25 protein-coding genes and 1 pseudogene are annotated in these 26,873 nt (G+C 62.5%); 7 read left to right on the top strand and 19 right to left on the bottom strand.

The annotated features are described in order from the left end of the window. Positions 1–439 (top strand): AbrB/MazE/SpoVT family DNA-binding domain-containing protein (locus tag IN820_RS22415; RefSeq protein ID WP_207793516.1); only part of this gene is annotated, 439 nt, incomplete at its 5' end. After that, positions 426–761, top strand: coding sequence for a type II toxin-antitoxin system PemK/MazF family toxin (locus IN820_RS06365; RefSeq protein ID WP_193680167.1), 336 nt, complete (start codon positions 426–428; stop codon positions 759–761). The genes IN820_RS22415 and IN820_RS06365, both read left to right, overlap by 14 nt. Before the next feature lie 47 nt (positions 762–808). Here the strand turns inward: IN820_RS06365 and glmU are convergent, their stop codons facing one another. From glmU to rpmH, 19 genes are all read right to left on the bottom strand, one after another. Continuing rightward, positions 809–2,185: a bifunctional UDP-N-acetylglucosamine diphosphorylase/glucosamine-1-phosphate N-acetyltransferase GlmU gene (glmU, locus tag IN820_RS06360; RefSeq protein WP_193680166.1), complete on the bottom strand. Its 1,377-nt coding sequence runs from the start codon at positions 2,183–2,185 to the stop codon at positions 809–811. 333 nt (positions 2,186–2,518) lie between these two features. Then, entirely contained in the window at positions 2,519–2,947 is a 429-nt protein-coding gene (locus IN820_RS06355; protein WP_193680165.1) for a F0F1 ATP synthase subunit epsilon, read from the bottom strand. Between the two features lie 75 nt (positions 2,948–3,022). After that, positions 3,023–4,399 carry a F0F1 ATP synthase subunit beta gene (atpD, locus tag IN820_RS06350; RefSeq protein WP_193680164.1) on the bottom strand — a complete coding sequence of 459 codons (1,377 nt, stop codon included), beginning with the start codon at positions 4,397–4,399 and terminating at the stop codon, positions 3,023–3,025. A gap of 30 nt (positions 4,400–4,429) precedes the next feature. Further along, complete coding sequence (atpG, locus tag IN820_RS06345) at positions 4,430–5,296, bottom strand: F0F1 ATP synthase subunit gamma (protein WP_193680163.1); 867 nt, start codon at positions 5,294–5,296, stop codon at positions 4,430–4,432. Positions 5,297–5,346: 50 nt separating this feature from the next. Further along, on the bottom strand, positions 5,347–6,891 hold the full coding sequence (gene atpA / locus IN820_RS06340; protein ID WP_193680162.1) for a F0F1 ATP synthase subunit alpha: 1,545 nt from the start codon (positions 6,889–6,891) through the stop codon (positions 5,347–5,349). 15 nt (positions 6,892–6,906) lie between these two features. Then, positions 6,907–7,443: a F0F1 ATP synthase subunit delta gene (locus tag IN820_RS06335; RefSeq protein ID WP_193680161.1), complete on the bottom strand. Its 537-nt coding sequence runs from the start codon at positions 7,441–7,443 to the stop codon at positions 6,907–6,909. A 12-nt stretch (positions 7,444–7,455) separates the two neighbouring features. Next, positions 7,456–7,926: a F0F1 ATP synthase subunit B gene (locus IN820_RS06330; RefSeq protein ID WP_193680160.1), complete on the bottom strand. Its 471-nt coding sequence runs from the start codon at positions 7,924–7,926 to the stop codon at positions 7,456–7,458. Positions 7,927–8,019: 93 nt separating this feature from the next. Then, the gene (atpE, locus tag IN820_RS06325; RefSeq protein WP_003290909.1) at positions 8,020–8,247 is read right to left on the bottom strand and encodes a F0F1 ATP synthase subunit C; all 228 of its coding nucleotides are present in this window, start codon (positions 8,245–8,247) and stop codon (positions 8,020–8,022) included. A 71-nt stretch (positions 8,248–8,318) separates the two neighbouring features. After that, entirely contained in the window at positions 8,319–9,191 is an 873-nt protein-coding gene (gene atpB / locus IN820_RS06320) for a F0F1 ATP synthase subunit A (protein WP_193680159.1), read from the bottom strand. 14 nt (positions 9,192–9,205) lie between these two features. Further along, the gene (locus IN820_RS06315) at positions 9,206–9,610 is read right to left on the bottom strand and encodes a F0F1 ATP synthase subunit I (RefSeq protein ID WP_376779387.1); all 405 of its coding nucleotides are present in this window, start codon (positions 9,608–9,610) and stop codon (positions 9,206–9,208) included. Positions 9,611–9,738: 128 nt separating this feature from the next. Continuing rightward, a complete protein-coding gene (locus IN820_RS06310) occupies positions 9,739–10,611 on the bottom strand; it encodes a ParB/RepB/Spo0J family partition protein (RefSeq protein ID WP_193680157.1) in 873 nt (290 codons plus the stop codon). Between the two features lie 9 nt (positions 10,612–10,620). Beyond that, complete coding sequence (locus IN820_RS06305) at positions 10,621–11,409, bottom strand: ParA family protein (RefSeq protein WP_193680156.1); 789 nt, start codon at positions 11,407–11,409, stop codon at positions 10,621–10,623. A 19-nt stretch (positions 11,410–11,428) separates the two neighbouring features. Beyond that, positions 11,429–12,076 carry a 16S rRNA (guanine(527)-N(7))-methyltransferase RsmG gene (rsmG, locus tag IN820_RS06300; RefSeq protein ID WP_193680155.1) on the bottom strand — a complete coding sequence of 216 codons (648 nt, stop codon included), beginning with the start codon at positions 12,074–12,076 and terminating at the stop codon, positions 11,429–11,431. Next, complete coding sequence (gene mnmG / locus IN820_RS06295; protein ID WP_193680154.1) at positions 12,076–13,968, bottom strand: tRNA uridine-5-carboxymethylaminomethyl(34) synthesis enzyme MnmG; 1,893 nt, start codon at positions 13,966–13,968, stop codon at positions 12,076–12,078. The genes rsmG and mnmG overlap by 1 nt, the downstream gene beginning before the upstream one ends. A gap of 525 nt (positions 13,969–14,493) precedes the next feature. Next, on the bottom strand, positions 14,494–15,861 hold the full coding sequence (mnmE, locus tag IN820_RS06290) for a tRNA uridine-5-carboxymethylaminomethyl(34) synthesis GTPase MnmE (RefSeq protein ID WP_193680153.1): 1,368 nt from the start codon (positions 15,859–15,861) through the stop codon (positions 14,494–14,496). A 75-nt stretch (positions 15,862–15,936) separates the two neighbouring features. Beyond that, on the bottom strand, positions 15,937–17,607 hold the full coding sequence (gene yidC, locus IN820_RS06285; protein ID WP_193680152.1) for a membrane protein insertase YidC: 1,671 nt from the start codon (positions 17,605–17,607) through the stop codon (positions 15,937–15,939). A 2-nt stretch (positions 17,608–17,609) separates the two neighbouring features. After that, the gene (gene yidD / locus IN820_RS06280; RefSeq protein WP_014822280.1) at positions 17,610–17,855 is read right to left on the bottom strand and encodes a membrane protein insertion efficiency factor YidD; all 246 of its coding nucleotides are present in this window, start codon (positions 17,853–17,855) and stop codon (positions 17,610–17,612) included. Continuing rightward, entirely contained in the window at positions 17,848–18,243 is a 396-nt protein-coding gene (gene rnpA / locus IN820_RS06275) for a ribonuclease P protein component (RefSeq protein WP_193680151.1), read from the bottom strand. The genes yidD and rnpA overlap by 8 nt, the downstream gene beginning before the upstream one ends. Before the next feature lie 14 nt (positions 18,244–18,257). After that, complete coding sequence (rpmH, locus tag IN820_RS06270) at positions 18,258–18,392, bottom strand: 50S ribosomal protein L34 (protein ID WP_003290924.1); 135 nt, start codon at positions 18,390–18,392, stop codon at positions 18,258–18,260. Positions 18,393–18,901: 509 nt separating this feature from the next. Here rpmH and dnaA point away from each other — a divergent pair. The 5 genes and pseudogenes from dnaA to IN820_RS06245 all read left to right on the top strand — a co-directional run bounded on the left by dnaA (position 18,902) and on the right by IN820_RS06245 (position 26,843). Further along, complete coding sequence (dnaA, locus tag IN820_RS06265; protein WP_193680169.1) at positions 18,902–20,362, top strand: chromosomal replication initiator protein DnaA; 1,461 nt, start codon at positions 18,902–18,904, stop codon at positions 20,360–20,362. Positions 20,363–20,395: 33 nt separating this feature from the next. Next, the gene (gene dnaN / locus IN820_RS06260) at positions 20,396–21,499 is read left to right on the top strand and encodes a DNA polymerase III subunit beta (protein WP_193680150.1); all 1,104 of its coding nucleotides are present in this window, start codon (positions 20,396–20,398) and stop codon (positions 21,497–21,499) included. A gap of 11 nt (positions 21,500–21,510) precedes the next feature. Further along, the gene (recF, locus tag IN820_RS06255) at positions 21,511–22,623 is read left to right on the top strand and encodes a DNA replication/repair protein RecF (RefSeq protein ID WP_193680149.1); all 1,113 of its coding nucleotides are present in this window, start codon (positions 21,511–21,513) and stop codon (positions 22,621–22,623) included. Continuing rightward, a complete protein-coding gene (gyrB, locus tag IN820_RS06250) occupies positions 22,620–25,034 on the top strand; it encodes a DNA topoisomerase (ATP-hydrolyzing) subunit B (protein ID WP_193680148.1) in 2,415 nt (804 codons plus the stop codon). Before recF ends, gyrB begins: the two co-directional genes overlap by 4 nt. Before the next feature lie 437 nt (positions 25,035–25,471). Beyond that, positions 25,472–26,843, top strand: a pseudogene (locus IN820_RS06245) (IS1182 family transposase). Positions 26,844–26,873 lie beyond the last annotated feature (30 nt).

The following is a 26,873-nucleotide window of genomic DNA, read 5'->3' as shown; positions in this document are numbered from 1 at the left end:
CAAGCTGCAAGCTGCAAGCTGCAAGCTGCAAGCGAATCAGTGTGCGGGTTGGCGCCCAAATCTCGTCAAGCTTTTTCTTGCAGCTCATGGCTTGCCGCTTGAAGCTGCTTTCTCGCTTTTCCTTGAAGCTTGCCGCTTGAGGCTTGTAGCTGCTTTCTTGACGTCCCCCCGCCGCCCTTGCAGACTCCTGAAAGGATTTTCCTTACCTCTGGAGAGCAGCATGATCACCAGCAAACTCACCAGCAAGGCTCAGACGACGATCCCTCAGGCGGTGCGGGCTGCCTTGCAGCTCAAGGAAGGGGATGAGCTGCTGTATATCGTCGAGGATCAACGCGTCATTCTCAGCAAGGTTCGCCACGAACCCTCGGTGGACGATCCTTTCAAGACATTCGGTGAATGGCATTCCGCAGCGGACGAGCAAGCCTATGGCAAGCTTTGAACAGGGCGACGTGGTCCGTGTGCCTTTCCCCTACACCAACCGACCCACTCGCCAGGCTCGGCCAGCCCTGGTGGTATCCAGGGGCAATGCCGAAGAAGGTTTCGGTCTGCTCTGGGTGGTGATGATCACCAGCGCGGAAAACCGGGGTTGGCCGGATGACGTCCTGATTGCCGATCTGACCGGAACCGGCTTGCCCGCCGCCTCCGTCGTCCGCCCGGCCAAGATCGCCACTATCGAAGTGGCCGACGTCTCGCGGCTCGGGCGAGTGCCGGAAAGCATCCGCCTGGCCGTCATGCAGGCCATTGCAAAGCGCCTGGCCTGACTTCTGCTTTTACTTGCAGCTCATGGCTTGAAGCTTGTAGCTGCTTTTTATGGCTTGCGGCTCGCAGCTGCTTTCGTCGGCCTCTGCCAGCCCTCGATATTGCGCTGACGCCCCCGTCCGAGCGCCAGGGTGTGCGCCGGCACATCGTCGGTGATGGTCGAGCCGGCGCCGGTGGTGGCGCCGTCGCCGAGCGACAGGGGGGCGACCAGCGAGCTGTTGGAGCCGATGAACACGTCCTCGCCCATCACCGTCTTGAACTTGTTGGCGCCGTCGTAATTACAGGTGATGGTGCCGGCGCCGATATTGGTTCGCGCGCCGATCTCGGCATCGCCCAGGTAACTCAGATGGCCGGCCTTGGCACCATCGCCCAGGGTGGCGTTCTTCAATTCGACGAAGTTGCCCACGTGCGCCTTGGTGCCGAGCACGCTGCCGGGCCGTAGGCGGGCGAACGGGCCACAGTCGGCGCCCTCACCGAGTTCCGCGCCTTCCAGATGCGAGTTGGCCTTGACGATCGCGCCCTTGCGCAGAGTGCTGTCCTTGATCACGCAGTTGGGGCCGATCGAAACACCATCCTCGATGACCACGGAGCCCTCGAGGATCACGTTGACGTCGATCAGCACGTCGCGGCCGACGCTGACCTCGCCGCGCAGGTCGAAACGCGCCGGATCGCGCAGCGTCACGCCATGAGCCATCAGCCGGCACGCGGCGCGCCGCTGGTAGTGGCGCTCGAGCTCGGCGAGCTGGATGCGGTCATTGGCGCCCTGCACTTCCATGGCATCCTGCGGCTGCTCGGTGGCCACGCGCAGGCCGTCGGCCACCGCCATGGCGATCACGTCGGTCAGGTAATACTCGCCCTGGGCGTTGCTGTTGGACAGGCGTCCCAACCATTCGCCGATACGACTGCCCGGCACCGCCAGGATGCCGGTGTTGCCCTCGCGGATCGTCCGTTGCTCGGCGCTGGCGTCCTTGTGCTCGACGATGGCCTGCACCTCGCCGCGCTCATCGCGCACGATACGGCCATAGCCGCTGGGGTCGTCGAGCTCCACGGTCAGCAGCGCCAGCTGCTCCGAGCCGACCTTCTGCAGCAAGCGTTGCAGGGTTTCGGCTTCGATCAGCGGCACATCGCCATAGAGGATCAGTACGCGCTCGGCAGACAGGTTCGGCAACGCCTGCGCCACCGCGTGTCCGGTACCGAGCTGCTCGGCCTGGATGACGAAGCTGAGATCGTCGCCGGCCAGCCGTTCCCGCACCTGTTCGGCACCGTGGCCGATGACCACCTGAATGCTCTCCGGCTGCAAGGCACGCGCCGTCTCGATGACATGACCGAGCATGGACTTGCCGGCAACCGGGTGCAGCACCTTGGGCAATGCGGAGCGCATGCGGGTGCCCTGACCGGCAGCGAGAATGACGATATCGAGAGACATGGGAGCGGATCCTGAACAGGTCGTGGACCGGGAGCGGCCCGGTGGCATCAGCGCCGGGTGATTCGGCTACGTCCGGCAGCGACGGATTAACGAAAAAGAAAACGCTCTGTCCCAATTGCGTGTTGCTCGAAGAGTCGAGGTGTTCCGAACATCCGTAGGAGCGGGCCATGCCCGCGAAGCTTTGCGCGCTGGAATATTCGCGGGCATGGACTCGGCGTCCCCGCCCTCTCCTACAGGGGTACGTCTATCCGCAACAGCCAACTCAGACAGAGCCAAAGAAAAAGGGTAGCCAAGGCTACCCTTTTACTCGTGCGCGATGAAGTCGCTCGCCGATCAGTGCCGGCCGTACTTCTTGCGCAGCTGCTCGATGGTACGCAGCTGGGCTGCGGCCTCGGCCAGACGAGCGGCGGCGGAACCGTAGTCGAAATCCGCGCCCTTCTCGTGCAACGCCTTCTCCGCCGCCTTGACGGCAGCCTGAGCAGCGGCTTCGTCGATGTCCTTGGCGCGCGTAGCGGTATCGGCGAGAACCTTCACCATGTTCGGCTGCACTTCGATGAAGCCGCCGGAGATGTAGAAGATCTCCTCCTCGCCACCCTGCTTGATCACCCGCACCGGACCCGGCTTGAGATCGGTCAGCAGCGGCGCGTGGCCCGGCAGGATACCGATGTCGCCCAGGTTGCCGTGGGCAACGACCATTTCCACCAGGCCCGAGAACAGCTCTTCTTCCGCACTGACGATGTCGCAATGGACTGTCATAGCCATACTTATGCCTCGGTAATCAGCCCGCCCGGCCGAAGCCGGTCAGGCTGGATCGGCGCCCGCGAACGGGCGCGCCAGTTACAGTTTCTTGGCTTTCTCGATGGCTTCGTCGATGGTGCCGACCATGTAGAACGCCTGCTCCGGCAGGTGATCGTAGTCACCATTGAGGATGCCCTGGAAGCCACGGATGGTTTCCTTCAGGGACACGTACTTGCCCGGAGCGCCGGTGAAGACTTCCGCCACGTGGAACGGCTGGGACAGGAAACGCTGGATCTTGCGCGCACGGGCTACCAGCAGCTTGTCGGTTTCCGACAGCTCGTCCATGCCCAGGATCGCGATGATGTCCTTCAGTTCCTTGTAGCGCTGCAGCACGTACTGAACGCCGCGGGTGCACTCGTAGTGCTCCTGCCCAACCACCAGCGGGTCCAGCGAACGGCTGGTGGAGTCCAGCGGGTCGACGGCCGGGTAGATACCCAGGGAAGCGATGTCGCGGCTCAGTACCACGGTCGCGTCCAAGTGAGCGAAGGTGGTCGCCGGGCTCGGGTCGGTCAGGTCGTCCGCGGGAACGTAGACGGCCTGGATCGAGGTGATCGAACCGGTCTTGGTGGAGGTGATGCGCTCCTGCAGAACGCCCATTTCCTCGGCCAGGGTCGGCTGATAACCCACCGCGGACGGCATACGGCCCAGCAGTGCCGACACTTCGGTACCGGCCAGGGTGTAGCGGTAGATGTTGTCGATGAACAGCAGAACGTCGCGGCCTTCCTCACGGAACTTCTCGGCCATGGTCAGGCCGGTCAGGGCTACGCGCAGACGGTTTCCCGGCGGCTCGTTCATCTGGCCGTAGACCATCGCGACCTTGTCGAGAACGTTGGAGTCCTTCATCTCGTGATAGAAGTCGTTACCTTCACGAGTACGCTCGCCGACACCGGCGAAAACGGACAGACCGCTGTGCGCCTTGGCGATGTTGTTGATCAGCTCCATCATGTTCACGGTCTTGCCGACACCGGCGCCACCGAACAGACCGACCTTGCCGCCCTTGGCGAACGGGCAGACCAGGTCGATGACCTTGATGCCGGTTTCCAGCAGGTCGTTGCCGCCCGCCTGATCGGCGTAGCTCGGCGCAGCGCGGTGGATGCCCCACTGCTCGTCGCAGGCAACCGGACCGGCTTCGTCGATGGGCTCGCCCAGGACGTTCATGATACGGCCCAGGGTACCGGTGCCTACCGGCACCTGGATGGCGGCGCCGGTATTGTTGACGTCCAGGCCACGCTTGAGGCCTTCGGTCGAACCCATGGCGATGGTACGGACAATGCCGTCGCCCAGCTGCTGCTGGACTTCCAGGGTGGTCTCGGCGCCCTGAACTTTCAGTGCGTCATAGACGTTCGGCACCAGATCGCGCGGAAATTCCACGTCGATGACGGCGCCGATGATTTGAACGATACGTCCGCTACTCATGTTTGGTTCCTCTGAATATTTGAACCGTTCTTAAACCGCGGCAGCGCCGCCGACGATTTCCGAAATTTCCTGAGTGATCGCAGCCTGACGGGCCTTGTTGTAGACCAGTTGCAGGTCGCCGATCAGTTCACCGGCGTTGTCGGTTGCGTTCTTCATGGCAATCATCCGCGCTGCCTGCTCGGCCGCGCCGTTCTCAACCACCGCCTGATAGGCCTGGGACTCGATGAAACGAACCAGCAGCGCATCCAGCAGTTGCTGGGCGTCCGGCTCGTAGAGGTAGTCCCACTGACCTTTCTTGACCGGTTCGGCGTTCTCTTCCGCGGCCAGTGGCAGCAGTTGGTCGACCGTCGGTTTCTGGGTCATGGTGTTGATGAACTTGTTGGATACCAGGTACAAGCGATCCACTCGGCCCTCGTGGAAGGCATCGAGCATGACCTTGACGCTGCCGATCAGATCGTTGATCGACGGCTCTTCGCCGAGGTTGCCGATCGCCGCGACCACGTTGCCGCCGAAGCTGCGGAAGAAGCTCGCGCCCTTGTTGCCGATCACGCACAGGTCGGCTTCGACCTTCTGATCGTGCCACTCCTTCATGTTCTTGATCAGCGCCTTGAACAGGTTGATGTTCAGGCCGCCGCAAAGACCACGGTCGGTAGACACGACGATATAGCCGACACGCTTGACCGGACGCTCCACCATGAACGGATGGCGATACTCCGGGTTGGCGTTGGCCAGATGGCCAATCACCTGCCGGATCCGCTCCGCATAAGGACGGCTGGCCGCCATGCGCTGTTGTGCCTTGCGCATCTTGCTGACCGCCACCTTCTCCATGGCGCTGGTGATCTTCTGCGTGCTTTTGATGCTCGCAATCTTGCTGCGAATCTCTTTTGCGCCTGCCATTTGACACCTATCGGGTTAGCAGGCGGGCGCCTCGCGGCGCCCGCTGCGGCTTACCAGCTTTGCGTGGCCTTGAACTTCTCGATACCGGCCTTGAGGCCCGCGTCGATTTCGTCGTTGAAGTCGCCCTTCACGTTGATCTTCGCCATCAGCTCGGCGAACTCGCGGTTGAAGAAGGCGATCAGGGCCTGCTCGAAGGCACCCACCTTCGCCACTTCCACGTCGCTCAGGAAGCCACGCTCGGCGGCATACAGGGACACGGACATGTCGGCGATGGACATCGGCGCATACTGCTTCTGCTTCATCAGTTCGGTAACGCGCTGACCATGCTCGAGCTGCTTGCGGGTGGCCTCGTCCAGGTCGGAAGCGAACTGCGCGAAGGCAGCCAGTTCACGGTACTGGGCCAGGGCGGTACGGATGCCACCGGAGAGCTTCTTGATGATCTTGGTCTGCGCGGCGCCACCGACGCGGGATACCGAGATACCGGCGTTGACGGCCGGGCGGATACCTGCGTTGAACATGGCCGATTCCAGGAAGATCTGACCGTCGGTGATGGAAATCACGTTGGTCGGAACGAACGCGGACACGTCGCCGGCCTGGGTTTCGATGATCGGCAGCGCGGTCAGGGAACCGGTCTTGCCTTTCACTTCGCCCTTGGTGAACTGCTCCACGTATTCTTCGGAAACGCGGGAAGCGCGCTCCAGCAGACGGCTGTGGAGATAGAACACGTCGCCCGGGTAGGCTTCGCGTCCCGGCGGACGACGCAGCAGCAGGGAAATCTGGCGATAGGCCACGGCCTGCTTGGACAGATCGTCATAAACGATCAGCGCGTCTTCGCCGCGGTCGCGGAAGTACTCGCCCATGGTGCAACCGGCATAAGGCGCCAGGAATTGCAGGGCAGCGGACTCGGAAGCGGAAGCCGCGACGATGATGGTGTTGGCCAGGGCGCCGTGCTCTTCCAGCTTGCGCACCACGTTGGCAATGGTCGACTGCTTCTGACCGATGGCGACGTAGACGCATTTGATGCCGCTGTTGCGCTGGTTGATGATGGCGTCGATCGCCATGGCGGTCTTGCCGATCTGGCGGTCACCGATGATCAGCTCGCGCTGACCGCGGCCAACCGGGATCATGGCATCGACCGACTTGTAGCCGGTCTGTACCGGCTGGTCGACCGACTTACGCCAGATCACGCCCGGTGCCACTTTCTCGACAGCGTCGGTAGCCTGGGCATTCACCGGGCCTTTGCCATCGATCGGGTTACCCAGCGCATCGACCACGCGCCCCAGCAGCTCCGGACCCACCGGAACTTCGAGGATACGGCCGGTGCACTTGGCGCTCATGCCTTCGGTCAGGCCCAGGTAGTTACCCAGAACCACGGCACCGACGGAGTCCTGCTCCAGGTTCAGTGCCATACCGAAGACGCCGCCGGGGAACTCGATCATTTCGCCGTACATGACGTCGGCCAGACCGTAGATACGTACGATGCCGTCAGACACGCTGACGACGGTGCCCTCATTGCGGGCTTGAGCAGCGACATCCGATTTCTCGATGCGCTGCTTGATGATTTCACTAATCTCGGAAGGATTCAGTTGCTGCATGCCATGACCCTCAAATCAGGATTTCAACGATTCGGCCAACTGGCTCAGTTTGCCGCGGACCGAACCGTCGACAACCACGTCACCGGCGCGAATCACCACGCCGCCGATCAGCGCAGGATTCACGGCCTGCTGGAGGTTGACGGTGCGATCTAGCCGCTTCGACAGGGCGGCAGCCAAAGTTTGGAGTTGCTCGTTGCTGAGCTCGAAGGCGGTTTCAACTTCTGCCTCGAGCGTTTTCTCGGCTTGCGCCTTGATGTCCTCGTACAGCTCCCACACGGTCGGCAGGACCGACAGGCGATCGTTTTCGCCAAGGCTCTGGACGTAGTTGCGGAACGCTTCGTCGGTATCGTCACCGAGTAGACGCACCAGCCCCTGGACCTTGCTTTCGCTGGTCAGGCGGGGGTCGTTCAGCAACGCTGCGACTTCTGGGACTTCAACAGCGATGGCGGCCAGGTTGAGCATCTTCGACCAGGACTCGGTCTTTCCTGCCGCACTGGCGAACTCGAAAGCGGCTTTCGCGTAAGGCCGAGCAAGCGTCTGGGTATTGATCATCGCTTGCCTCGCTTAGAGTTGGGAGGCCAGTTTTTCGACCAGCTCGTTGTGCACCTTGGCGTCCACCTGGGACTCCAGGATCTTCTCTGCACCAGCGACGGCCAGAGCCGCTACCTGACTGCGCAGTTGGTCCCTGGCACGGTTCACTTCCTGTTCGATCTCGGCGCGGGCACCGGCGACCAGTCGCTCGCCTTCGACACGTGCCTGCTGCTTGGCTTCCTCGATGATCGTGTTGGCGTGCTTGTTCGCCTGCTCGATGATCTGGGCTGCCTGCTCCTTGGTCTCACGCAGGGTGTTGGACACCTTGTCCTGAGCCAGTTTCAGGTCTTGCTGCGCACGGCCTGCCGCATCCAGCCCTTCGGCGATCTTCTTCTGGCGTGCGGTCATGGCAGCCGTGATCGGCGGCCAGACGAACTTCATGCAGAACCAGACGAAGATAGCGAAGGCGAGCGTTTGACCGAACAGCGTCAAGTTAATGTTCACTGCGATTTACCTCGTGCTATCTCGTTCAACGCGGGAGTCATTCCACGGCGACGGGGCTCGCCCGGCGAACCCCATCTCAAACCGGAAAAATGCTTAACCGGCGACAACGAAGATGAGGTACATCGCGATACCAACGCCGATCATCGGCACGGCGTCGAGCAGACCGGCCATCAGGAAGGTCTTGGTTTGCAGCTGAGGAGCCAGCTCGGGTTGACGAGCGGTGGATTCCAGCAGTTTGCCGCCCAGCAGGGCGAAGCCGATGCCGGTACCCAGGGCACCCAGACCGATCATGATGGAGGCGGCGATGTAGACGAGTTCCATGTAAAGCTCCTGAAGCTAAGGGGTTAAGGTTTTCTTGGGTAAAGCAAAAAAGGTTTCGAACGATTCAGCTGTTACGGCGCGAGTTCGGCGTGCCCATGATCCTCATGTGCAGAACTCAGGTACACCACGGTCAGTACCATGAAGATGAAGGCCTGAAGCGGAATCACCAGGATATGGAAGATCGCCCAGGGCACATTCAGGGTCCACTGCACGTAGAACGGCAGCAGCGCGATGAGGATGAACACCACCTCACCGGCATACATGTTGCCGAACAGACGCAGCGCGAGGCTGAGCGGCTTGGTCAGCAAACCGAGGATTTCCAGGAACAGGTTGAACGGCACCAGCGACCAGTGGTTGAACGGGGTGAACGCCAGTTCCTTGCTGAAGCCGCCGAAGCCCTTGACCTTGACGCTGTAGAACAGAATCAGGATGAACACGCCGAGCGACAGGCCGAAGGTGCCGTTGGGGTCGGCGGTCGGGACGATCTTGAACGCCGGCAGGCCCAGCAGGCTGGCGAGACCGGGGATGTAGTCGACCGGAATCCACTTCAGGCTGTTCATCAGGAACACCCAGACGAAGATGGTCAGCGCCAGCGGTGCGATCAGGGCGTTGCGGCCGTGGAAAGTGTCCTTGACCACGCCTTCGACGAACTCGACGCACATCTCGACGAAGTTCTGCAGCTTGCCCGGCACGCCGACCGTGGCCGCCTTGGCGGCGCTGCGAAACAGCAGGATGAAGATCGCGCCCATCAGCAGCGACCAGCCCAGGGTATCCAGGTGGAAGGCCATGAAGCCCATGTCGCGGGCTTCGAGGCCGGTCTGGGCGATGGTCCAGGTGGCTTGATCGAGCACGGAGCCGTCAGCGCGCTCGTAACCCGCCGGCAATTTGCCGTAGGTCAGGTTCTGCAGGTGGTGCTGGATATATTCAGCCGGGGTACTCGCCATAAACGCCTCAATGCTCAATGCTTCGGATTGTTTTTCATCAGCAGGAGCGCACTTGCTCCGACGCCCAGAACCAGCAGATAGCCGGCAAACAAGGCAACCGGTTGCAGCGGTCGCACTCCCACGAACACCAACGCAAACAGCGTTGCTGCCAGAATCTGTTTACCCATCTCTCCAGACCAGAAGGACTGGATGATTGCCCTGGTCGAACGTGCGCCGAAGTAACGAAAGGCCTTGTACGCGAAGTACACGTTCGCCAGAAGTGCGATCAGGCCGCCGCACAATGCCGAATAGCCGGCGACAATACCAAAAACGACACCACATGAGACAGCGGTCAAAAAAGTGACCAGTGCTTGCGCCAGCAGAACGCGAAAAGCCGGGAGGCGATGGAAGGGTGTTCTGTTGCGTATGTTCACCTGAATTCCATCACTGCAGCAGGCCGCGCGAATAAATGTCCGCAGTCAAAAAAGCGCGGCGAGTATAGGAGCAGGCCAGTCAGCGTTCAACCATTCGGTAGTATTTTCCGACCGGGACTACAAGCATTTTTGTATCAACGAATGTGCGCCAGCACGCCCTGCAGTTCGTCCAGCGAACTGTAGCGGATCACCAGTTGCCCCTTGCCCTTCTGGCCATGCTTGATCTGCACCGGCGAGCCCAGGCGTTCCGCCAGGCGCTGCTCCAGGCGGCTGATGTCCGGATCGACCCTGGCCTCGACCTTGGGTGTTTCCTTGCCGTTCAGCCACTGGCGCACCAGGGCTTCGGTCTGCCGAACGGTCAGCCCGCGTGCGACAACATGCCGCGCGCCATCTATCTGTTGTTCGCCCGGCAACCCCAACAGCGCGCGGGCGTGGCCCATCTCCAGATCGCCATGCGACAGCAGCGTCTTGATCTCTTCGGGCAGGGCAATCAGTCGCAGCAGGTTGCTCACCGCGACACGCGACTTGCCCACCGCGTCGGCTACCTGCTGCTGGGTCAGCTGGAATTCCTGCTGCAGGCGCTGCAGGGCCACGGCCTCTTCGATCGGATTGAGGTCCTCGCGCTGGATATTCTCGATCAGCGCCATGGCGACCGCGGTTTCGTCAGGGACCTCGCGAACCAGCGCCGGAACGGTTTCGGTCCCGGCCTGCTGGCTGGCGCGCCAGCGCCGTTCGCCGGCGATGATCTCATAGCGGCCACCGCTGACCGGTCGCACCACGATCGGCTGCATCACCCCATGGTTCCTGATCGACTGGGCCAGTTCTTCCAGGGCCTGCGGGTCCATGTCGCGCCGCGGCTGGTACTTGCCGCGCTGGATCAGGTCCAACGGCAGGTGCTGCAGTTCGCGGGTGTCGACCTTCGCCGCTTCTTCCTGCATGGCCGACACGCTGGCGCCGCCGAGCAGGGCGTCCAGTCCGCGTCCTAGGCCTCTTTTCTTGGTCGCCATGAAGATTCCTTATGCGAGGGCGCCGCGCGCGGCCTGGCGCTGGCGTCGCGACAGTTCGCCGGCCAGCGCCAGGTAGGCCAGTGCGCCCTTGGATTGCTTGTCGTAGACCAGCACCGGCATGCCATGACTGGGCGCCTCGGCCAGGCGTACGTTACGGGGAATGACGGTATCGTAGAGCTTGTCGCCGAAATGCGCCTTGAGCTGCTCGGAGACATCGTTGGTCAGGCTGCTGCGCGGGTCGTACATGGTGCGCAACAGGCCTTCGATTTTCAGGTTCGGATTCAGCGCCTGGCCGATGCGCTGGATCGAGTTGACCAGGTCGCTCAGCCCCTCGAGCGCGTAGTACTCGCACTGCATGGGGATGATCACGCCGTCGGCAGCCGTCAATGCGTTGATCGTCAGCATCGACAGCGAGGGCGGGCAATCGATGAGGATGTAGTCGTAGTTCTCGCGCACCGGTGCCAGCGCTTCACGCAGGCGGTTCTCCTTGGTCGGCAGATTCAGCAGCGCCACTTCCGCCGCGGTCAGGTCGCGGTTGGCCGGCAGCAGCTGGTAGCCGCCGTGCTCGGAAAACTGCATGGCGTCCACCAGGCTGCATTCGCCTATCAGCACGTCGTAGATCGAGTACTCCAGGTTCAGCTTGTCCACGCCGCTGCCGGTGGTGGCGTTGCCCTGGGGGTCGAGGTCGATCAGCAGCACCCGGCGCCGGGTGGCCACCAGCGAGGCGGCCAGATTGATGCAGGTGGTGGTCTTGGCGACACCGCCTTTCTGGTTGGCGATGGCGAATACTCTGGCCATGATCAGCGTCTGTCCGGGTTCATGAAGTGCGGCGCAGTATCAGCAGATGGCGCTGGCCTTGGCAACCGGGAACCTTGAGTACGTGACAGGCATCCAGGTGGAAGTCGTCCGGCAGCGCCTGCAGTTCGTCATCGGGCTGCACGCCCTTCATCGCCAGCCAGCGGCTGTCCGCGGCGCCTAGATGGCGGGTCCAGTCGGCGAAGTCCTGCAAGGAACTGAAAGCCCGCGAGGTGATGCCGTCGAACGGGGTCGCCGGCCGGTACTGCTCCACCCGGCTGTGGACGATCTCGAGATTGGCGAGCTGGAGCTCCAGCTTCACCTGGGTCAGGAAGCGGGTCTTCTTGCCGTTGGAATCGAGCAGGGTGAACGAGCGCTCGGGAAACATGATCGCCAGCGGCACGCCCGGCATGCCGCCGCCGCTGCCGACGTCCAGCCAGCGCTGGCCGGCTTCGGCGACGAAGGGCACCACGCTGAGGCTGTCGAGCAAGTGGCGCGAAACCATCTCGTCCGGGTCACGCACCGCGGTCAGGTTGTAGGCCTTGTTCCACTTGATCAGCAGCGCCAGGTAGGCCAGCAGCTGCTGCTGCCGGCGGTCACTCAGCTCGATACCGAGTTCACGGGCGCCGCGCATGAGTTCGTCGGCGTGCTGTTCGCTGACCCCACTCATCAGGCGCTCTGCTCCAGCTGCTGGCCGGCATTGCGCTTCTTCAGGTGAATCATCAGCAGCGATACCGCCGCCGGGGTGACACCGGGAATCCGCGACGCCTGGCCGAGGGTTTCCGGACGGGTCTGGGCCAACTTGTGCTGGATCTCCTTGGACAGGCCGGAAATCGTCGCGTAGTCGAGATCGGCCGGCAGACGCACGTTCTCGCTGGCACGCAGGCGCTCGATCTCTTCCTGCTGGCGCTCGATGTAGCCGGCGTACTTGGTCTTGATCTCCACCTGCTCGGCGACCTGCGGGTTGTCGGCGCCGTCGCCGGTCAGCTCGATCAGGCTCTGGTAGTCGATTTCCGGCCGCGCCAGCAGGTTGAGCAGGTTGTATTCGCGCGTCAGCGGGCTGCCGAAGCGCTCGACGATGGCGTCGCCTTCGGCGCTGCCCGGACGCACCCAGCAGTTCTTCAGCCGCTGCTCCTCGCGCTCGATGCCTTCGCGCTTGGCGCAGAACGCCGCCCAGCGCTGGTCGTCGACCAGGCCCAGTTCGCGCCCCTTCTCGGTCAGGCGCAGGTCGGCGTTGTCCTCGCGCAGGATCAGCCGGTATTCGGCGCGCGAGGTGAACATGCGATAGGGCTCCTGGGTGCCCAGGGTGATCAGGTCGTCGACCAGCACACCGAGGTAGGCCTCGTCACGCCGCGGGCACCAGCTGTCCCGGCCCTGCGCGCGCAACGCGGCATTGGCGCCGGCGAGCAGGCCCTGGGCGCCGGCTTCCTCGTAGCCGGTGGTGCCGTTGATCTGGCCGGCGAAGAACAGGCCGGCGATGACCTTGGTTTCCAGGCTGTACTTGAGGTCGCGCGGGTCGAAGTAATCGTATTCGATGGCGTAGCCCGGGCGCACGATGTGGGCGTTTTCCATGCCGCGAATGCTCTGCACGATCTGCAGCTGCACATCGAACGGCAGCGAGGTGGAGATACCGTTGGGATACAGCTCATGGGTGGTCAGGCCTTCGGGCTCGAGGAACACCTGGTGGCTGTCCTTGTCAGCGAAGCGGTGGATCTTGTCCTCGATCGACGGGCAGTAGCGCGGGCCTACGCCTTCGATCACTCCGGAATACATCGGCGAGCGATCCAGGTTGGCGGCGATGATCTCGTGGGTGCGCGCATTGGTGTGGGTGATCCAGCAGCTGACCTGCGGCGGGTGCTGCTCGCGGCTACCGAGGAAGGACATCACCGGCAGCGGGGTGTCGCCGGGTTGCTCGGTCATCTGCGAGAAATCCACCGACCGACCGTCGATGCGCGGCGGCGTGCCGGTCTTCAGCCGACCGACGCGCAGCGGCAGTTCGCGCAGGCGCTGGGCCAGGGCGATCGATGGCGGGTCGCCGGCACGGCCGCCGGAATAGTTCTGCAGACCGATGTGGATAAGTCCGCCGAGGAAGGTCCCGGTGGTCAGCACCACCGAGTTGGCGAAGAAGCGCAGTCCCATCTGGGTGACCACACCCTTGACCTGGTCCTGCTCGACGATCAGGTCGTCGGCCGCCTGCTGGAATATCCACAGGTTGGGCTGGTTTTCCAGGATCCCGCGAATCGCCGCCTTGTACAGCACCCGGTCGGCCTGCGCGCGAGTGGCGCGTACCGCCGGCCCCTTGCGGCTGTTGAGCACGCGGAACTGGATGCCGCCCTTGTCGGTGGCGATTGCCATCGCGCCGCCCAGGGCATCGATTTCCTTGACCAGGTGGCTCTTGCCGATGCCGCCGATGGCCGGGTTGCAGCTCATCTGGCCGAGGGTTTCCACGTTGTGGCTGAGCAGCAGGGTCTTCACGCCCATGCGTGCCGCTGCCAGCGCAGCTTCGGTGCCGGCATGGCCGCCGCCGATCACGATCACGTCAAAACGGGAAGGGAAGTCCACCACGCACCTCGTGCCTGTATCAGATGGGATTTGGGAAACCGCGAAGTATAGGGATTTAGCCGGAGCTTAAGAAGGGGCTTGAGCAAAAAATGATCAACCGTTGGGTCGAACGCTCGAGGATGCAAAAGAATACAAAGAAGAAGAAATTTATAAAGAGCTTGTTTATATGTTTATGTATGGAGAGACGGATTTCTGTGGATAAAGGCTTACAGGCCAGTATCGACGGGGCTTGTAAGCAATGATAAGCCTGTGCGGTGGCTGGGTGCCGGCGGTGCGTTTGCGGTCGACAGCCTGTGGATCAAAGCCGATCTTATACACAGGCGAGTTTATCCTCGGGTTTCGGTCCCTCTTATCGACCGGGTTCAGGGTCGCTTTTCCACAGGGCTCCCGTCGCGCGCATCGGCGTGCTGAAAGCATCCGCGCACGGCCACGCGCCGCGCTTCGGGCACGGCTCCTGGCTGGAACGGATCGGAAAACAAATGGGGACGGCAGGTGCGCAGGCGTGCGATCACGCCTGCGTCGGGCTCACTTGCCGATGCAGAAGCTCGAGAAGATGCGCCCAAGTAGGTCGTCCGAACTGAACGCCCCGGTGATCTCGCCGAGCGCCTGTTGCGCCAGGCGCAGGTCCTCGGCCAACAGTTCGCCGGCACCGGCGAGGGTCAGCTGGGCGTGGCCGTGCTGCAGGTACTGCTCGGCGAGGCGCAGCGCATCGAGGTGACGCCGGCGCGCGCTGAAGCTGCTCTCGGCGGTCTGTTCGTAGCCCATGCAGCTTTTCAGATGTTCGCGCAGCAGCTCGATCCCGTCGCCGGAGCGGGCGCACAGGCTGAGGATGACCTGGCCATCGGCAGCCACCCGCAGGGCGATCGCCTCGCCGGTGAGATCAGCCTTGTTGCGGATCAGCGTGACCTTTTCCGGTGCCGGCGCGCTGCCGAGAAACTCCGGCCAGAGCGCCAGCGGGTCCGCAGCCTCGGGGGCGCTGGCATCGACCATCAGCAGCACCCGATCGGCCTCGCCGATCGCGCTGAGCGCGCGCTGCACACCGATACGCTCGACATGGTCCTGGGTGTCGCGCAACCCCGCGGTATCCACCACGTGCAACGGCATGCCATCGATGAGGATGTGTTCGCGCAGCACGTCGCGAGTGGTGCCGGCGATGTCGGTGACGATAGCGGCCTCCCGGCCGGCCAGCGCGTTGAGCAGGCTGGACTTGCCCGCGTTGGGCCGGCCGGCGATGACCACCGTCATGCCGTCACGCAGCAACGCACCCTGGCCGGCTTCGCGCAGCACTGTGGATAACTCGCTGCGCACGCCTTCCAGCTGTGCGAGCACATGGCCGTCGGCGAGGAAATCGATTTCCTCTTCGGGAAAGTCGATGGCCGCCTCGACATAGATGCGCAACTGGATCAACCGCTCGGTGAGCTGATGCACCCGTCGGGAAAACTCACCCTGCAGCGAGCGCACGGCATTGCGCGCGGCCTGGGCCGAGCTCGCTTCGATCAGGTCGGCGATGGCTTCGGCCTGGGCCAGGTCGAGCTTGTCGTTGAGGAAGGCCCGCTCGCTGAACTCGCCGGGACGCGCCAGCCGCACGCCCAGTTCCACGCAGCGCTGCAACAGCATATCGAGCACCACGGGGCCGCCGTGGCCCTGCAGTTCCAGCACGTCCTCGCCGGTGAAGGAGTGCGGCCCGGGGAAGAACAGCAGCAGCCCTTCGTCGATCACCTCGCCGTCGTCGGCATGGAACGGCCCGTAATGGGCATGCCGGGGTGTCGGTTCGCATCCGCTCAGGGTGATCGCGACCGCCTTGGCGCGCGGTCCCGAGACGCGGACGATGCCTACCCCCCCGCGTCCGGGAGCGGTGGCGACGGCGGCGATGGTGTCGCGGGCATGGTTCATGGGGGCTCCTGTCCGGCTGCTGGGAAGAAAGCAAAACGCCCCAATCAAGGGGCGTTTGCGTAAGCGGGCAAGGCGTCAGGCTTTCTTGGCCGCACCCTCGATCTGCCGGGTAATGTACCACTGCTGGGCGATCGACAGGACGTTGTTGACCACCCAGTACAGCACCAGGCCGGCCGGGAACCAGAGGAAGAAGAAGGTGAAGATGATCGGCAGCAGCTTCATCACCCGCGCCTGCATCGGATCCGGCGGGGTCGGGTTCAGTTGCTGCTGGATGAACATGGTCACGCCCATGATGATCGGCAGGATGAAGAACGGATCCTTGATCGACAGGTCGGTGATCCAGAACATCCACGGCGCCTGGCGCATCTCCACGCTTTCCAGCAGTACCCAGTAGAGGGCGAGGAACACCGGCATCTGCACCAGGATCGGCAGGCAGCCGCCCAGCGGATTGATCTTCTCCTTCTTGTACAGCTCCATCATCGCCTGGGACATCTTCTGGCGATCGTCACCGAACTGTTCCTTGAGCGCCTGCATCTTCGGCGACACCGCACGCATGCGCGCCATCGATCTGTAGCTGGCCGCCGACAGCGGGAAGAACGCCAGCTTGATGATGATGGTCAGGACGATGATCGACCAGCCCCAGTTGCCCAGCAGCGCGTGGATGTTCCCCAGCAGCCAGAAGATCGGCTGGGCGATGAACCAGAGGATGCCGTAGTCCACGGTCAGGCGCAGGCCGGGGGAGAGTTCCTCCAGCTTGTCCTGGCTTTTCGGCCCGGCATACAGCGTGGCGCCGGTTTCGCCCTGGGCACCGGCCGGCACGCTGACCGCGGGACCGGTGAAGCCGATGATGTAGTTGCCCTGGCTGTCTTTGCGGGTCTGCACCTGGTTGGTGTCGCCCGCCTGCGGAATCCAGGCAGTGACGAAGTAGTGCTGCAACCAGGCGACCCAGCCACCCTGCACGGTTTCACGCAGGTTCTTGTCGTCCATGTCGCCCCTGGAAACCTTGCGATAGGGCTCATCCTTGGTCCACAGCGCCGCGCCGAGGTAGGTGGCGGTGCCGGTGGCGGTGCTGGAGGACGGATCGCCGCTGTTGTCGCGCTTGAGCTGGCCGAACAGGTAGCCGGTCCAGGGCTTGTCGCTCTGGTTGTCGATCAGGTAGCGCACGCCCAGGTCGTAGTTGCCACGCTCGAAGGTGAAGCGCTTGACGTAGTTGACGCCCTCGGCGCTGTAGGTCAGGTCGACCACCAGCTGGTCCTGGCCCTCGGCCAGTTCGTACTCGGTCTTCTCGCTGGCGTACTGCGGACGCCCGCTGGCCTTGTCCGGGCCATCGCCGATCAGGCCGCTCTGGGCCTCGTAGGTACGCTCGCTGCTGCGCTCGAACAGTTGGAACGGCACATCGGGACGGTCCTGGCGACGCGGATACTGCGGCAGGTGCAGCTCGACGATGTCGCCGCCACGTGGGTCGATGGCCAGGTTCAGCACATCGGTGCGCACGCGGATCAGCTGGCCGCTCGGCGCGGCGCTGGGCAGTGCACTGGCCTGCTGCTCGCCGGCAACCGCGGGCACGTCGCCGACGCTGCCTTCAGTCGTAGTGGTCGGAGTGTCCGGCAGCGCCGGCGCGGCGGCCTGGCTCTGCGGGGTTTCGGCTGGCAGGGCGGCCTGACCGTAGTCCTGATTCCACTGAAGAACCATCAGGTAGGCAACGACTGCCAGGGCTACAAGCAGGATCGAGCGTTTGATATCCATGGTTACTCGGCCATCGGAGATGAATTGGAAGTGTTATGGGAGGGCACGGGATCATAGCCGCCGGGATTCCACGGATGGCAGCGACCCAGCCTGCGCAGACTCAGCCAGCCACCGCGCAACAGACCATGGGTTTCGATGGCCTCGAGTGCATAGCAGGAGCAGCTTGGATAGAAACGGCAATGACTGGCCATCATGGGGCTGATGGCGTACTGGTAAACCCTGATCGAAGCGATGGCCAATTTACGCATGGGTAGTGTTGGCTGCTCCAGGTTCGACGGTTGCCTTGGTCGGGGTACGTGACAGGCGCTTCCAGAGCTTGGCGAATTGCCGTGCCAGTTCGGGATTGTCCAGATCGGCCAATCCCTTGCGCGCGACGATCACGATGTCCCACCCGGCCAATTCCAGCTGGTGATGACGAAAGGTCTCGCGGATCTGCCGCTTGATGCGGTTGCGCTCGACCGAGAGCTTGACGCTCTTCTTGCCGATCACCAGTCCGAGACGGGGATGTGGCAGATCGTTTTCGCGGGCCAGCAGCAGGACGTGCCTGCCAGGTACCTTACCGGAAGGGGAGTCGAAGACTGCCTTGAATTGGCGGGGGGTCAGCAGTCGCTTTTCCCGGCCGAAGTCCCGACTCACTACCTGTTCCGATATCAGACGGTCAGACGCTTGCGGCCTTTGGCGCGACGACGCGACAGAACTTGACGACCGTTCTTGGTGGCCATGCGGGCACGGAAGCCATGGGTACGAGCGCGCTTGATGGTGCTGGGTTGGAAAGTGCGTTTCATGGTGCGTTTACCTGGTGATCCATCGCGGGCCGGAATGGCCCCCTTTTAAGAGACCGGCGATTGTAGAGAAGCTGTCCGGCCAGGTCAATTTCCAACCAGAGCTTCCGTATGAAAAGATAAAAAAGAAGATATTAAAGCTTTCAAGATGTAGTGCTTGTATATGGTGGCAGCCGTTTCTGTGTAAAAGTCCCGCCATGCCTTGTCACCCGTGGCTTCCAGCGAAAGTGAAACGGGTGGGTAAGCGGTGCGGTACGGGTGGAGGGCCTCGGAGTAACCTGGGGATTAAAAGGGAAGATATCCACAACCGGGTCTGGCCGCAGCTTTCCCACAGGCTAATCCAGAGCGCTCAGCGCAGGTTATCAACAGGGTTGGCAGGACGGCCTTGTATAACGTCGGACCACCGGACTCTGACGAGCCGATCGACCGAACCTCGGGTTGTTGTGGATAACCACGGACCCGACAGCTACAATGGCCGCCGTCTTACCTCGGCAGCGTCGATAGGAGATTCCGTGTCGGTGGAACTTTGGCAGCAGTGTGTGGAACTCTTGCGCGATGAACTGCCTGCTCAGCAATTCAACACATGGATTCGTCCACTCCAGGTAGAAGCCGAGGACGACGAGTTGCGCGTCTACGCGCCCAACCGCTTCGTGCTCGACTGGGTCAACGAGAAGTACCTGTCGCGCTTGCTGGAACTGCTCTCCGAGCGCTCCACCGGCCTTGCTCCCGCACTCTCGCTGCTCATCGGCAGCAAGCGGACGTCCGCCGCCGCGCTCCCTTCTGCCGCCGCGGCCGCGGCTCGTGTCCAGTCCCAACCGGCCGCCATGGCGCCGGCTGCAGCCGAAAAGCCTCAGGCTGCGCGTTTCGAGCCTCTGTCGGCGGCGGCCGCAGAACCCGAACCGGCGCCGCCGCGGGTAGAGCGTACCGTACAGGTGGAAGGTGGGCTCAAGCACACCAGCTATCTCAATCGCACCTTTACCTTCGAGAACTTCGTCGAAGGTAAATCCAACCAACTGGCGCGCGCAGCGGCCTGGCAGGTGGCGGACAATCCCAAGCACGGCTACAACCCGCTGTTCCTCTATGGCGGTGTCGGCCTGGGCAAGACCCACCTGATGCACGCGGTGGGTAATCATCTGCTGAAGAAGAACCCCAACGCCAAGGTGGTCTACCTGCACTCCGAGCGCTTCGTCGCCGACATGGTCAAGGCGCTGCAACTCAACGCCATCAACGAATTCAAACGCTTCTACCGCTCGGTGGACGCCTTGCTGATCGACGACATCCAGTTCTTCGCCAAAAAGGAACGCTCGCAGGAAGAGTTCTTCCATACCTTCAATGCGCTGCTCGAAGGCGGGCAGCAGGTCATCCTCACCAGCGACCGCTACCCCAAGGAGATCGATGGCCTGGAAGAGCGCCTGAAATCGCGTTTCGGCTGGGGCCTGACCGTGGCGGTCGAGCCGCCTGAGCTGGAAACCCGGGTGGCGATCCTGATGAAGAAGGCCGACCAGGCCAAGGTCGATCTGCCGCACGATGCAGCCTTCTTCATCGCGCAACGCATACGCTCGAACGTGCGCGAGCTCGAAGGTGCGTTGAAGCGGGTCATCGCCCATGCGCACTTCATGGGGCGCGATATCACCATCGAGCTGATTCGCGAATCCCTGAAGGACCTGCTGGCATTGCAGGACAAGCTCGTCAGCGTCGACAATATCCAGCGCACCGTGGCCGAGTACTACAAGATCAAGATATCCGATCTGCTGTCCAAGCGTCGTTCGCGTTCCGTCGCGCGGCCGCGGCAGGTGGCGATGGCGTTGTCCAAGGAGCTGACCAATCACAGCCTCCCGGAGATCGGCGACGCGTTCGGTGGCCGGGATCACACCACGGTCCTGCATGCCTGCCGTAAAATTGCCGAACTTCGGGAAACCGACGCTGATATTCGCGAAGATTACAAGAATCTGCTGCGAACTTTGACAACCTGAGTGCGATCCATTTACTAGGCAAGGGACCAGACCATGCATTTCTCCATTCAGCGCGAAGCCCTGTTGAAACCCCTGCAGCTGGTTGCCGGCGTCGTCGAACGGCGCCAGACCTTGCCGGTGCTGTCCAACGTTCTGCTGGTGGTACAGGAACAGCAGCTATCGCTGACCGGCACCGACCTGGAAGTCGAACTGGTTGGCCGGGTCGCGCTCGAGGATGCCGCCGAGCCGGGCGAAATCACCGTTCCGGCGCGCAAGCTGATGGATATCTGCAAGAGCCTGCCCAGCGATGCGCTGATCAACATCCGCCTCGACGACCAGAAGGTCGTGATCAAGTCCGGGCGCAGCCGCTTCACCCTGTCGACGCTGCCGGCCAACGACTTCCCCACGGTGGAGGAAGGTCCCGGTTCCCTGTCGTTCATTGTCGAACAGGGCAAGCTGCGCCGCCTGATCGAGCGCAGCAGCTTCGCCATGGCACAGCAGGATGTCCGTTATTACCTCAACGGCATGCTCATCGAAGTGTCCAGCGGCATGCTGCGTGCGGTGGCCACCGATGGCCACCGCCTGGCGATGTGTTCCATGCGGGCCGGGATCGAACAGGCCGATCGCCATCAGGTCATCGTGCCGCGCAAAGGCATCCTCGAACTGGCGCGCCTGCTCAACGACCAGGATGCCGAGGTCAGCATCGTCCTGGGCCAGCACCACATCCGCGCCACTACCGGCGAGTTCACCTTCACCTCCAAGCTGGTCGACGGCAAGTTCCCCGACTACGAGCGGGTATTGCCGCGCGGCGGCGACAAGCTGGTGGTCGGAGACCGGCAGCTGTTGCGCGAGGCCTTCAGCCGTACCGCCATTCTGTCCAACGAGAAATACCGTGGCATTCGCCTGCAGCTGGAAAGCGGCCTGCTGAAGATCCAGGCCAACAACCCCGAGCAGGAAGAAGCCGAAGAGGAAGTGGCGGTTGACTATAACGGTGGCCCGCTGGAAATCGGCTTCAACGTCAGCTATCTGCTCGATGTGCTGGGCGTCATGACCACCGACCAGGTTCGCCTGATTCTCTCCGATGCCAACAGCAGTGCCCTGGTGCAGGAATTCGATAACGACGACTCGGCCTATGTCGTCATGCCGATGCGCCTGTAACCGTCGACCTGATGTCCCTCAGTCGTATCTCCGTCACCGGGGTACGCAATCTGCACCCGGTGACGTTGGCTCCCTCCCCTCGCATCAACATCCTCTTTGGCGATAACGGTAGCGGCAAGACCAGCCTTCTCGAGGCTATTCATCTGCTTGGTCTGGCCCGTTCCTTTCGCAGCGTTCGCCTGAATCCGGTGATAAGCCATGAACAGCCGGCCTGTACCGTGTTTGGCCAGGTGGAGCTGCCCGATGAACATAGCCGCGCGCTGGGTATCTCCCGTGATCGTAGCGGCGAGGTGCGAATCCGCATCGATGGGCAGAGCGTTCGCTCGGCCGCCGAGCTCGCCGACACCTTGCCGTTGCAGTTGATCAACCCGGACAGTTTCCGCTTGCTCGAGGGGGCGCCGAGACTGCGTCGGCAGTTCCTCGATTGGGGCGTGTTCCACGTGGAACATCGTTTTCTAGGCGCCTGGCAGCGCCTTCAGCAGGCCCTGCGGCAACGGAACTCGTGGCTGCGGCATGGTACACTTGACGGCGCTTCGGAAGCGGCCTGGAGCCGTGAACTGGCGCTGGCCAGCGACGAGATCGACGGATACCGACGGGCATATATCCAAGCGCTAAAACCGGCATTCGAAAGGACCCTCGAGGCGCTGCTGGAAGTTGATGGGCTACAGCTCAGTTATTACCGCGGATGGGACAAGGAGCGCTCGCTGAGTGAGGTGCTGGCGGCCTCCCTGGAGCGAGATCGAGCGTTGGGACATACCCAGTCCGGACCTCAACGCGCCGATCTGCGGTTGCGAGTGGGAAGCCACAACGCGGCCGAAGTCCTGTCGCGAGGTCAGCAGAAGCTGGTGGTGTGCGCATTACGCATTGCCCAGGGGCATCTCGTCAGCGAGGCGAAGCGCGGGCAGTGCATCTACCTGGTCGATGACCTGCCGTCCGAACTGGACGAGCAGCACCGGCTGGCGTTGTGCAGGTTGCTCGAGCAACTGGACTGTCAGGTGTTCATCACCTGCGTCGATTCAACCGTTTTGCAAGAAGGCTGGTGCGAGCAAACACCAGTCTCAATGTTTCACGTGGAACATGGGCATATCAGCCCGGTCCACGGCCCCTCGGGAGTGAAGGCATGAGCGAAAACCACACGTACGATTCGTCGAGCATCAAGGTCCTCAAGGGTCTCGATGCCGTACGCAAGCGTCCCGGCATGTACATCGGCGATACCGACGACGGCACCGGTCTGCACCACATGGTCTTCGAGGTCGTCGACAACTCGATCGACGAAGCGCTGGCCGGTCACTGCAGTGACATTTCCATCACCATCCATACCGATGAGTCCATCAGTGTGCGTGACAACGGTCGCGGCATCCCGGTGGACATTCACGAAGAAGGCGTGTCGGCCGCCGAAGTCATCATGACCGTGCTGCACGCCGGCGGTAAGTTCGATGACAACTCCTACAAGGTTTCCGGCGGTTTGCACGGCGTGGGGGTCTCGGTGGTCAACGCGCTGTCCGAGGAACTGCTGCTGACGATTCGCCGCGAAGGCAAGGTCTGGGAGCAGCTCTACCGTCACGGTGTACCGCAGGCGCCGCTCGCCGCGGTTGGCGAGACCGACACCTCGGGCACGCAGATCCACTTCAAGCCTTCAGCCGAGACCTTCCAGAACATCCATTTCAGCTGGGATATCCTGGCCAAGCGCCTGCGCGAACTCTCCTTCCTCAATTCCGGGGTCGGCATCGTCCTGCGTGACGAACGCAGCGCCAAGGAAGAGCTGTTCAAGTACGAAGGTGGCCTGAGCGCCTTCGTCACCTACCTGAACACCAACAAGACCGCGGTCAACCAGGTGTTCCACTTCAACGTGCAACGCGACGATGGCGTCGGCGTCGAGGTAGCGCTGCAGTGGAACGACAGCTTCAACGAGAACATCCTCTGCTTCACCAACAACATCCCGCAGCGCGACGGTGGCACCCACCTGGCCGGTTTCCGCTCGGCGCTCACCCGTAACCTGAACGCCTACATCGAGCAGGAAGGCCTGGCGAAGAAGCACAAGATCTCCACCACTGGCGACGATGCGCGCGAGGGGCTGACGGCGATCATTTCGGTGAAGGTGCCGGATCCGAAGTTCAGCTCGCAGACCAAGGACAAGCTGGTCTCCTCCGAAGTGAAAACCGCGGTGGAACAGGAGATGGGCAAGTATTTCGCCGACTTCCTGCTCGAGCATCCCAACGAGGCCAAGGCCGTCGTCGGCAAGATGATCGACGCCGCCCGCGCCCGTGAAGCCGCGCGCAAGGCCCGGGAAATGACGCGTCGCAAGGGGGCCCTGGATATCGCCGGGCTACCCGGCAAGCTCGCCGACTGCCAGGAAAAGGATCCTGCGCTGTCCGAACTCTACATCGTGGAGGGTGATTCCGCGGGTGGCTCGGCCAAGCAGGGTCGCAACCGCAAGACCCAGGCGATCCTGCCGCTCAAGGGTAAGATCCTCAACGTCGAGAAGGCGCGTTTCGACAAGATGCTCTCCTCCCAGGAGGTCGGCACCCTGATCACCGCGCTGGGCTGTGGGATCGGTCGCGAGGAGTACAACATCGACAAGCTGCGCTACCACAACATCATCATCATGACCGATGCTGACGTCGACGGTTCGCACATCCGTACCCTGCTGCTGACCTTCTTCTTCCGCCAGTTGCCGGAGCTGATCGAACGCGGCTACGTGTATATCGCCCAGCCGCCGCTGTACAAGGTCAAGCGTGGCAAGCAGGAACAGTACATCAAGGACGACGAGGCGATGGAGGAATACCTGACCCAGTCCGCCCTGGAAGACGCCAGCCTGCACGTCAACGAAGACGCGCCCGGCCTGGCCGGCGAGGCGCTGGAGAAACTGGTCAACGACTACCGCACGGTGATGAAGACGCTGCAGCGCCTGTCGCGCCTGTACCCGCAGGAGCTGACCGAGCACTTCATCTACCTGCCGCGGGTGCCGGTCGAACAACTGGCCGACCAGCCCGCCATGCAGGCCTGGCTTGAGCAGTACAGCGGGCTGCTCAAGGGCGGCGAGCGTTCCGGCCTGGTCTACAAGACCAGCCTGCGCGAAGACAAGGAACGTCACCTGTGGCTACCCGAGGTGGAAATCAGCTCCCACGGGCTGGCCAGCTACATCACTTTCAACCGGGACTTCTTCGCCAGCAACGACTACCGCACCGTTACCGCGCTGGGCGAGAAGCTCAACAGCCTGCTCGAGGAAGGCGCCTACGTGCAGCGTGGCGAACGCAAGAAGCCGGTGACCAGCTTCAAGGAAGCGCTCGACTGGCTGATGACCGAAGGTACGCGCCGCCACAGCGTCCAGCGCTACAAAGGGCTGGGTGAAATGAATCCGGAACAGCTGTGGGAAACCACCATGGATCCGAACGTGCGGCGCATGCTCAAGGTGACGATCGAGGACGCGATCGGGGCCGACCAGATCTTCAATACCCTGATGGGCGACGCCGTCGAACCCCGACGCGATTTCATCGAGAGCAATGCACTGGCGGTGTCGAACCTGGATTTCTGATTTTTTTTCTGGCTGAAGCGTTCAATTACCCATTCGATGAGTCGGTAACGGCGTACCTTACTGACGTGGTGATTGTTTCATGCTGCGGTTTCGGTGTGATGCACCGGCATGTCAAAGCCGAGTCATCTGGTCGGTTTCAAGATGGCCATCGGCTGAGAACGTCGGACATTCTTCACGCGGAGCAGCACGGGCCGTACTGGGTTTTGCGAACGCTCAGCGGGAGCTTTTATGTGATTGTCAGCTTCCATGAGCAGGGTGGTTGCCCAGTCGCTTCATGAGTTTCTCAAGCTTCGCGAGCTGGACGTTCATCTGACACCTTGGCGCCTTCAGTAACAGGATATTAGGGCGTGTGATGAAGTGCTGCTGAACCTAGCAGCCTGTCGGACTTTCTCGCTTCATCTGAGGATAATCCCGGCACCGCCTAGCCGATGCCCCGTATGAGCCGCCTTCGCCCGATCGACCGCAAGACCGACTACCTGCTTCCGCCGTCGCTGGACGACTGGTTGCCTGAAGACCACCTGGCCCGTTTCATTCTCGAAGCCATCGAACGACTCGACCTGGGCGCGCTGACCCGCGTATGGCGGACGCGGCAGCGCCGCCTATCACCCCGAGGTGCTGCCCAGTCTGCTGGTCTACGGCTATACCAGCGGGACCTTTTCCAGTCGCAAGATCGAACGCGCCACTTACGACTCGCTCGCCTTCCGTTACCTGGCCGCCGGCAGCCACTCCGATCACGATACCCTGGCCAGCTTCCGCCGCCGTTTCCTCGACGAGTTGGCCGATATCTTCCTCCAGGTGCTGGAACTGGCAGGCGAAATGAAGCTGCTCAAGCTCGGCACCATCAGCCTCGACGGTACCAAGCTACACGCTAATGCCTCACGCCACAGCGCGCTTTCCTATGGCCATATCCAGGTGCTCGAGCGCCAGCTCAAGGACGAAGTGCAGGAGCTCCTGGCACTGGCCGAGAGCGCCGACCAGGCGGAGCTCCCCGACGGCATCGACCTGCCCGACGAGATCAAGCGCCGGCAAGATCGCCTGCTCGCCATGGACGCCGCCAAGGCCAAGATCGAGGCGCGCGCCCGCGTGCGTTTCGAACAGGATCAGGCCGCCTACCAAGAGAAACTCGCCAAGCGTGCGGCGCGTGCCGCACAAACCGGTAAGAAGCCTGGCGGCAAGCCGCCCAAAGCCCCGCTGCAAGGGCCTGCGGCGCACGAGCAAATCAACCTCACCGACGAAGACTCGCGCATCATGCGGGTGACCGACGGCGGCTTCGAGCAGTGCTACAACGCCCAGGCAGCGGTGGATACCGACACGCTGCTGGTGGTGGCCCAGGACCTGACTCAGGCGGGCAACGACAAGCAACAAGTCGTCCCCATGCTGGCCGAGCTCAAGGCGCTACCGGCCTCGTTGGGCCAGGTGCAGGCGCTGCTCGGGGACTGTGGATACAACAGCGAAGGCAACATTGCCGCCTGCGAAGCGGCCGACATCGAACCCTACCTGGCGGTGGCACGCGAAGACCACCACCCCGACTGGCGGGCACGCTTCGAGGAACCGGCACCGCTCGACGCGGATGCCAGCGCCCAACAGCGCATGGCGCACAAACTCAAGAGTCAGCCGGGACGCCGCCTCTATGCGCTGCGCAAACAGACGGTGGAGCCGGTGTTCGGCATCATCAAATCGGTCATGGGATTCCGTCAGTTTCTGCTGCGGGGCATGGACAAGGTGAGCGGGGAATGGCGCCTGGTCTGTCTGGCCTGGAATTTGAAACGCATGGCCGTTTTGCGCCACAAATCCGTCCCATGCAGGTAAAGATGGGCTAAACCCGCTCGAACTCTGGAA

Origin of the sequence: Pseudomonas lopnurensis, assembly GCF_015070855.1 — a bacterium.
Taxonomy (GTDB): Bacteria; Pseudomonadota; Gammaproteobacteria; order Pseudomonadales; family Pseudomonadaceae; genus Stutzerimonas; species Stutzerimonas lopnurensis.
This window is presented reverse-complemented; position numbering and strand designations above follow the sequence as displayed.

What these genes read in the sequence shown, in the direction of transcription:
- mnmE (WP_193680153.1), bottom strand. Translation starts at nt 15,861, where the DNA reads ATGAACCATGCCCGCGACACCATCGCCGCCGTCGCCACCGCTCCCGGA.
- rsmG (WP_193680155.1), bottom strand. Translation starts at nt 12,076, where the DNA reads ATGAGTGGGGTCAGCGAACAGCACGCCGACGAACTCATGCGCGGCGCC.
- rpmH (WP_003290924.1), bottom strand. Translation starts at nt 18,392, where the DNA reads ATGAAACGCACTTTCCAACCCAGCACCATCAAGCGCGCTCGTACCCAT.
- atpE (WP_003290909.1), bottom strand. Translation starts at nt 8,247, where the DNA reads ATGGAACTCGTCTACATCGCCGCCTCCATCATGATCGGTCTGGGTGCC.
- yidD (WP_014822280.1), bottom strand. Translation starts at nt 17,855, where the DNA reads ATGCGTAAATTGGCCATCGCTTCGATCAGGGTTTACCAGTACGCCATC.
- atpA (WP_193680162.1), bottom strand. Translation starts at nt 6,891, where the DNA reads ATGCAGCAACTGAATCCTTCCGAGATTAGTGAAATCATCAAGCAGCGC.
- atpD (WP_193680164.1), bottom strand. Translation starts at nt 4,399, where the DNA reads ATGAGTAGCGGACGTATCGTTCAAATCATCGGCGCCGTCATCGACGTG.
- dnaN (WP_193680150.1), top strand. Translation starts at nt 20,396, where the DNA reads ATGCATTTCTCCATTCAGCGCGAAGCCCTGTTGAAACCCCTGCAGCTG.
- recF (WP_193680149.1), top strand. Translation starts at nt 21,511, where the DNA reads ATGTCCCTCAGTCGTATCTCCGTCACCGGGGTACGCAATCTGCACCCG.
- IN820_RS06310 (WP_193680157.1), bottom strand. Translation starts at nt 10,611, where the DNA reads ATGGCGACCAAGAAAAGAGGCCTAGGACGCGGACTGGACGCCCTGCTC.
- IN820_RS06355 (WP_193680165.1), bottom strand. Translation starts at nt 2,947, where the DNA reads ATGGCTATGACAGTCCATTGCGACATCGTCAGTGCGGAAGAAGAGCTG.
- atpG (WP_193680163.1), bottom strand. Translation starts at nt 5,296, where the DNA reads ATGGCAGGCGCAAAAGAGATTCGCAGCAAGATTGCGAGCATCAAAAGC.
- glmU (WP_193680166.1), bottom strand. Translation starts at nt 2,185, where the DNA reads ATGTCTCTCGATATCGTCATTCTCGCTGCCGGTCAGGGCACCCGCATG.
- IN820_RS06305 (WP_193680156.1), bottom strand. Translation starts at nt 11,409, where the DNA reads ATGGCCAGAGTATTCGCCATCGCCAACCAGAAAGGCGGTGTCGCCAAG.
- gyrB (WP_193680148.1), top strand. Translation starts at nt 22,620, where the DNA reads ATGAGCGAAAACCACACGTACGATTCGTCGAGCATCAAGGTCCTCAAG.
- yidC (WP_193680152.1), bottom strand. Translation starts at nt 17,607, where the DNA reads ATGGATATCAAACGCTCGATCCTGCTTGTAGCCCTGGCAGTCGTTGCC.
- IN820_RS06335 (WP_193680161.1), bottom strand. Translation starts at nt 7,443, where the DNA reads ATGATCAATACCCAGACGCTTGCTCGGCCTTACGCGAAAGCCGCTTTC.
- atpB (WP_193680159.1), bottom strand. Translation starts at nt 9,191, where the DNA reads ATGGCGAGTACCCCGGCTGAATATATCCAGCACCACCTGCAGAACCTG.
- IN820_RS06365 (WP_193680167.1), top strand. Translation starts at nt 426, where the DNA reads ATGGCAAGCTTTGAACAGGGCGACGTGGTCCGTGTGCCTTTCCCCTAC.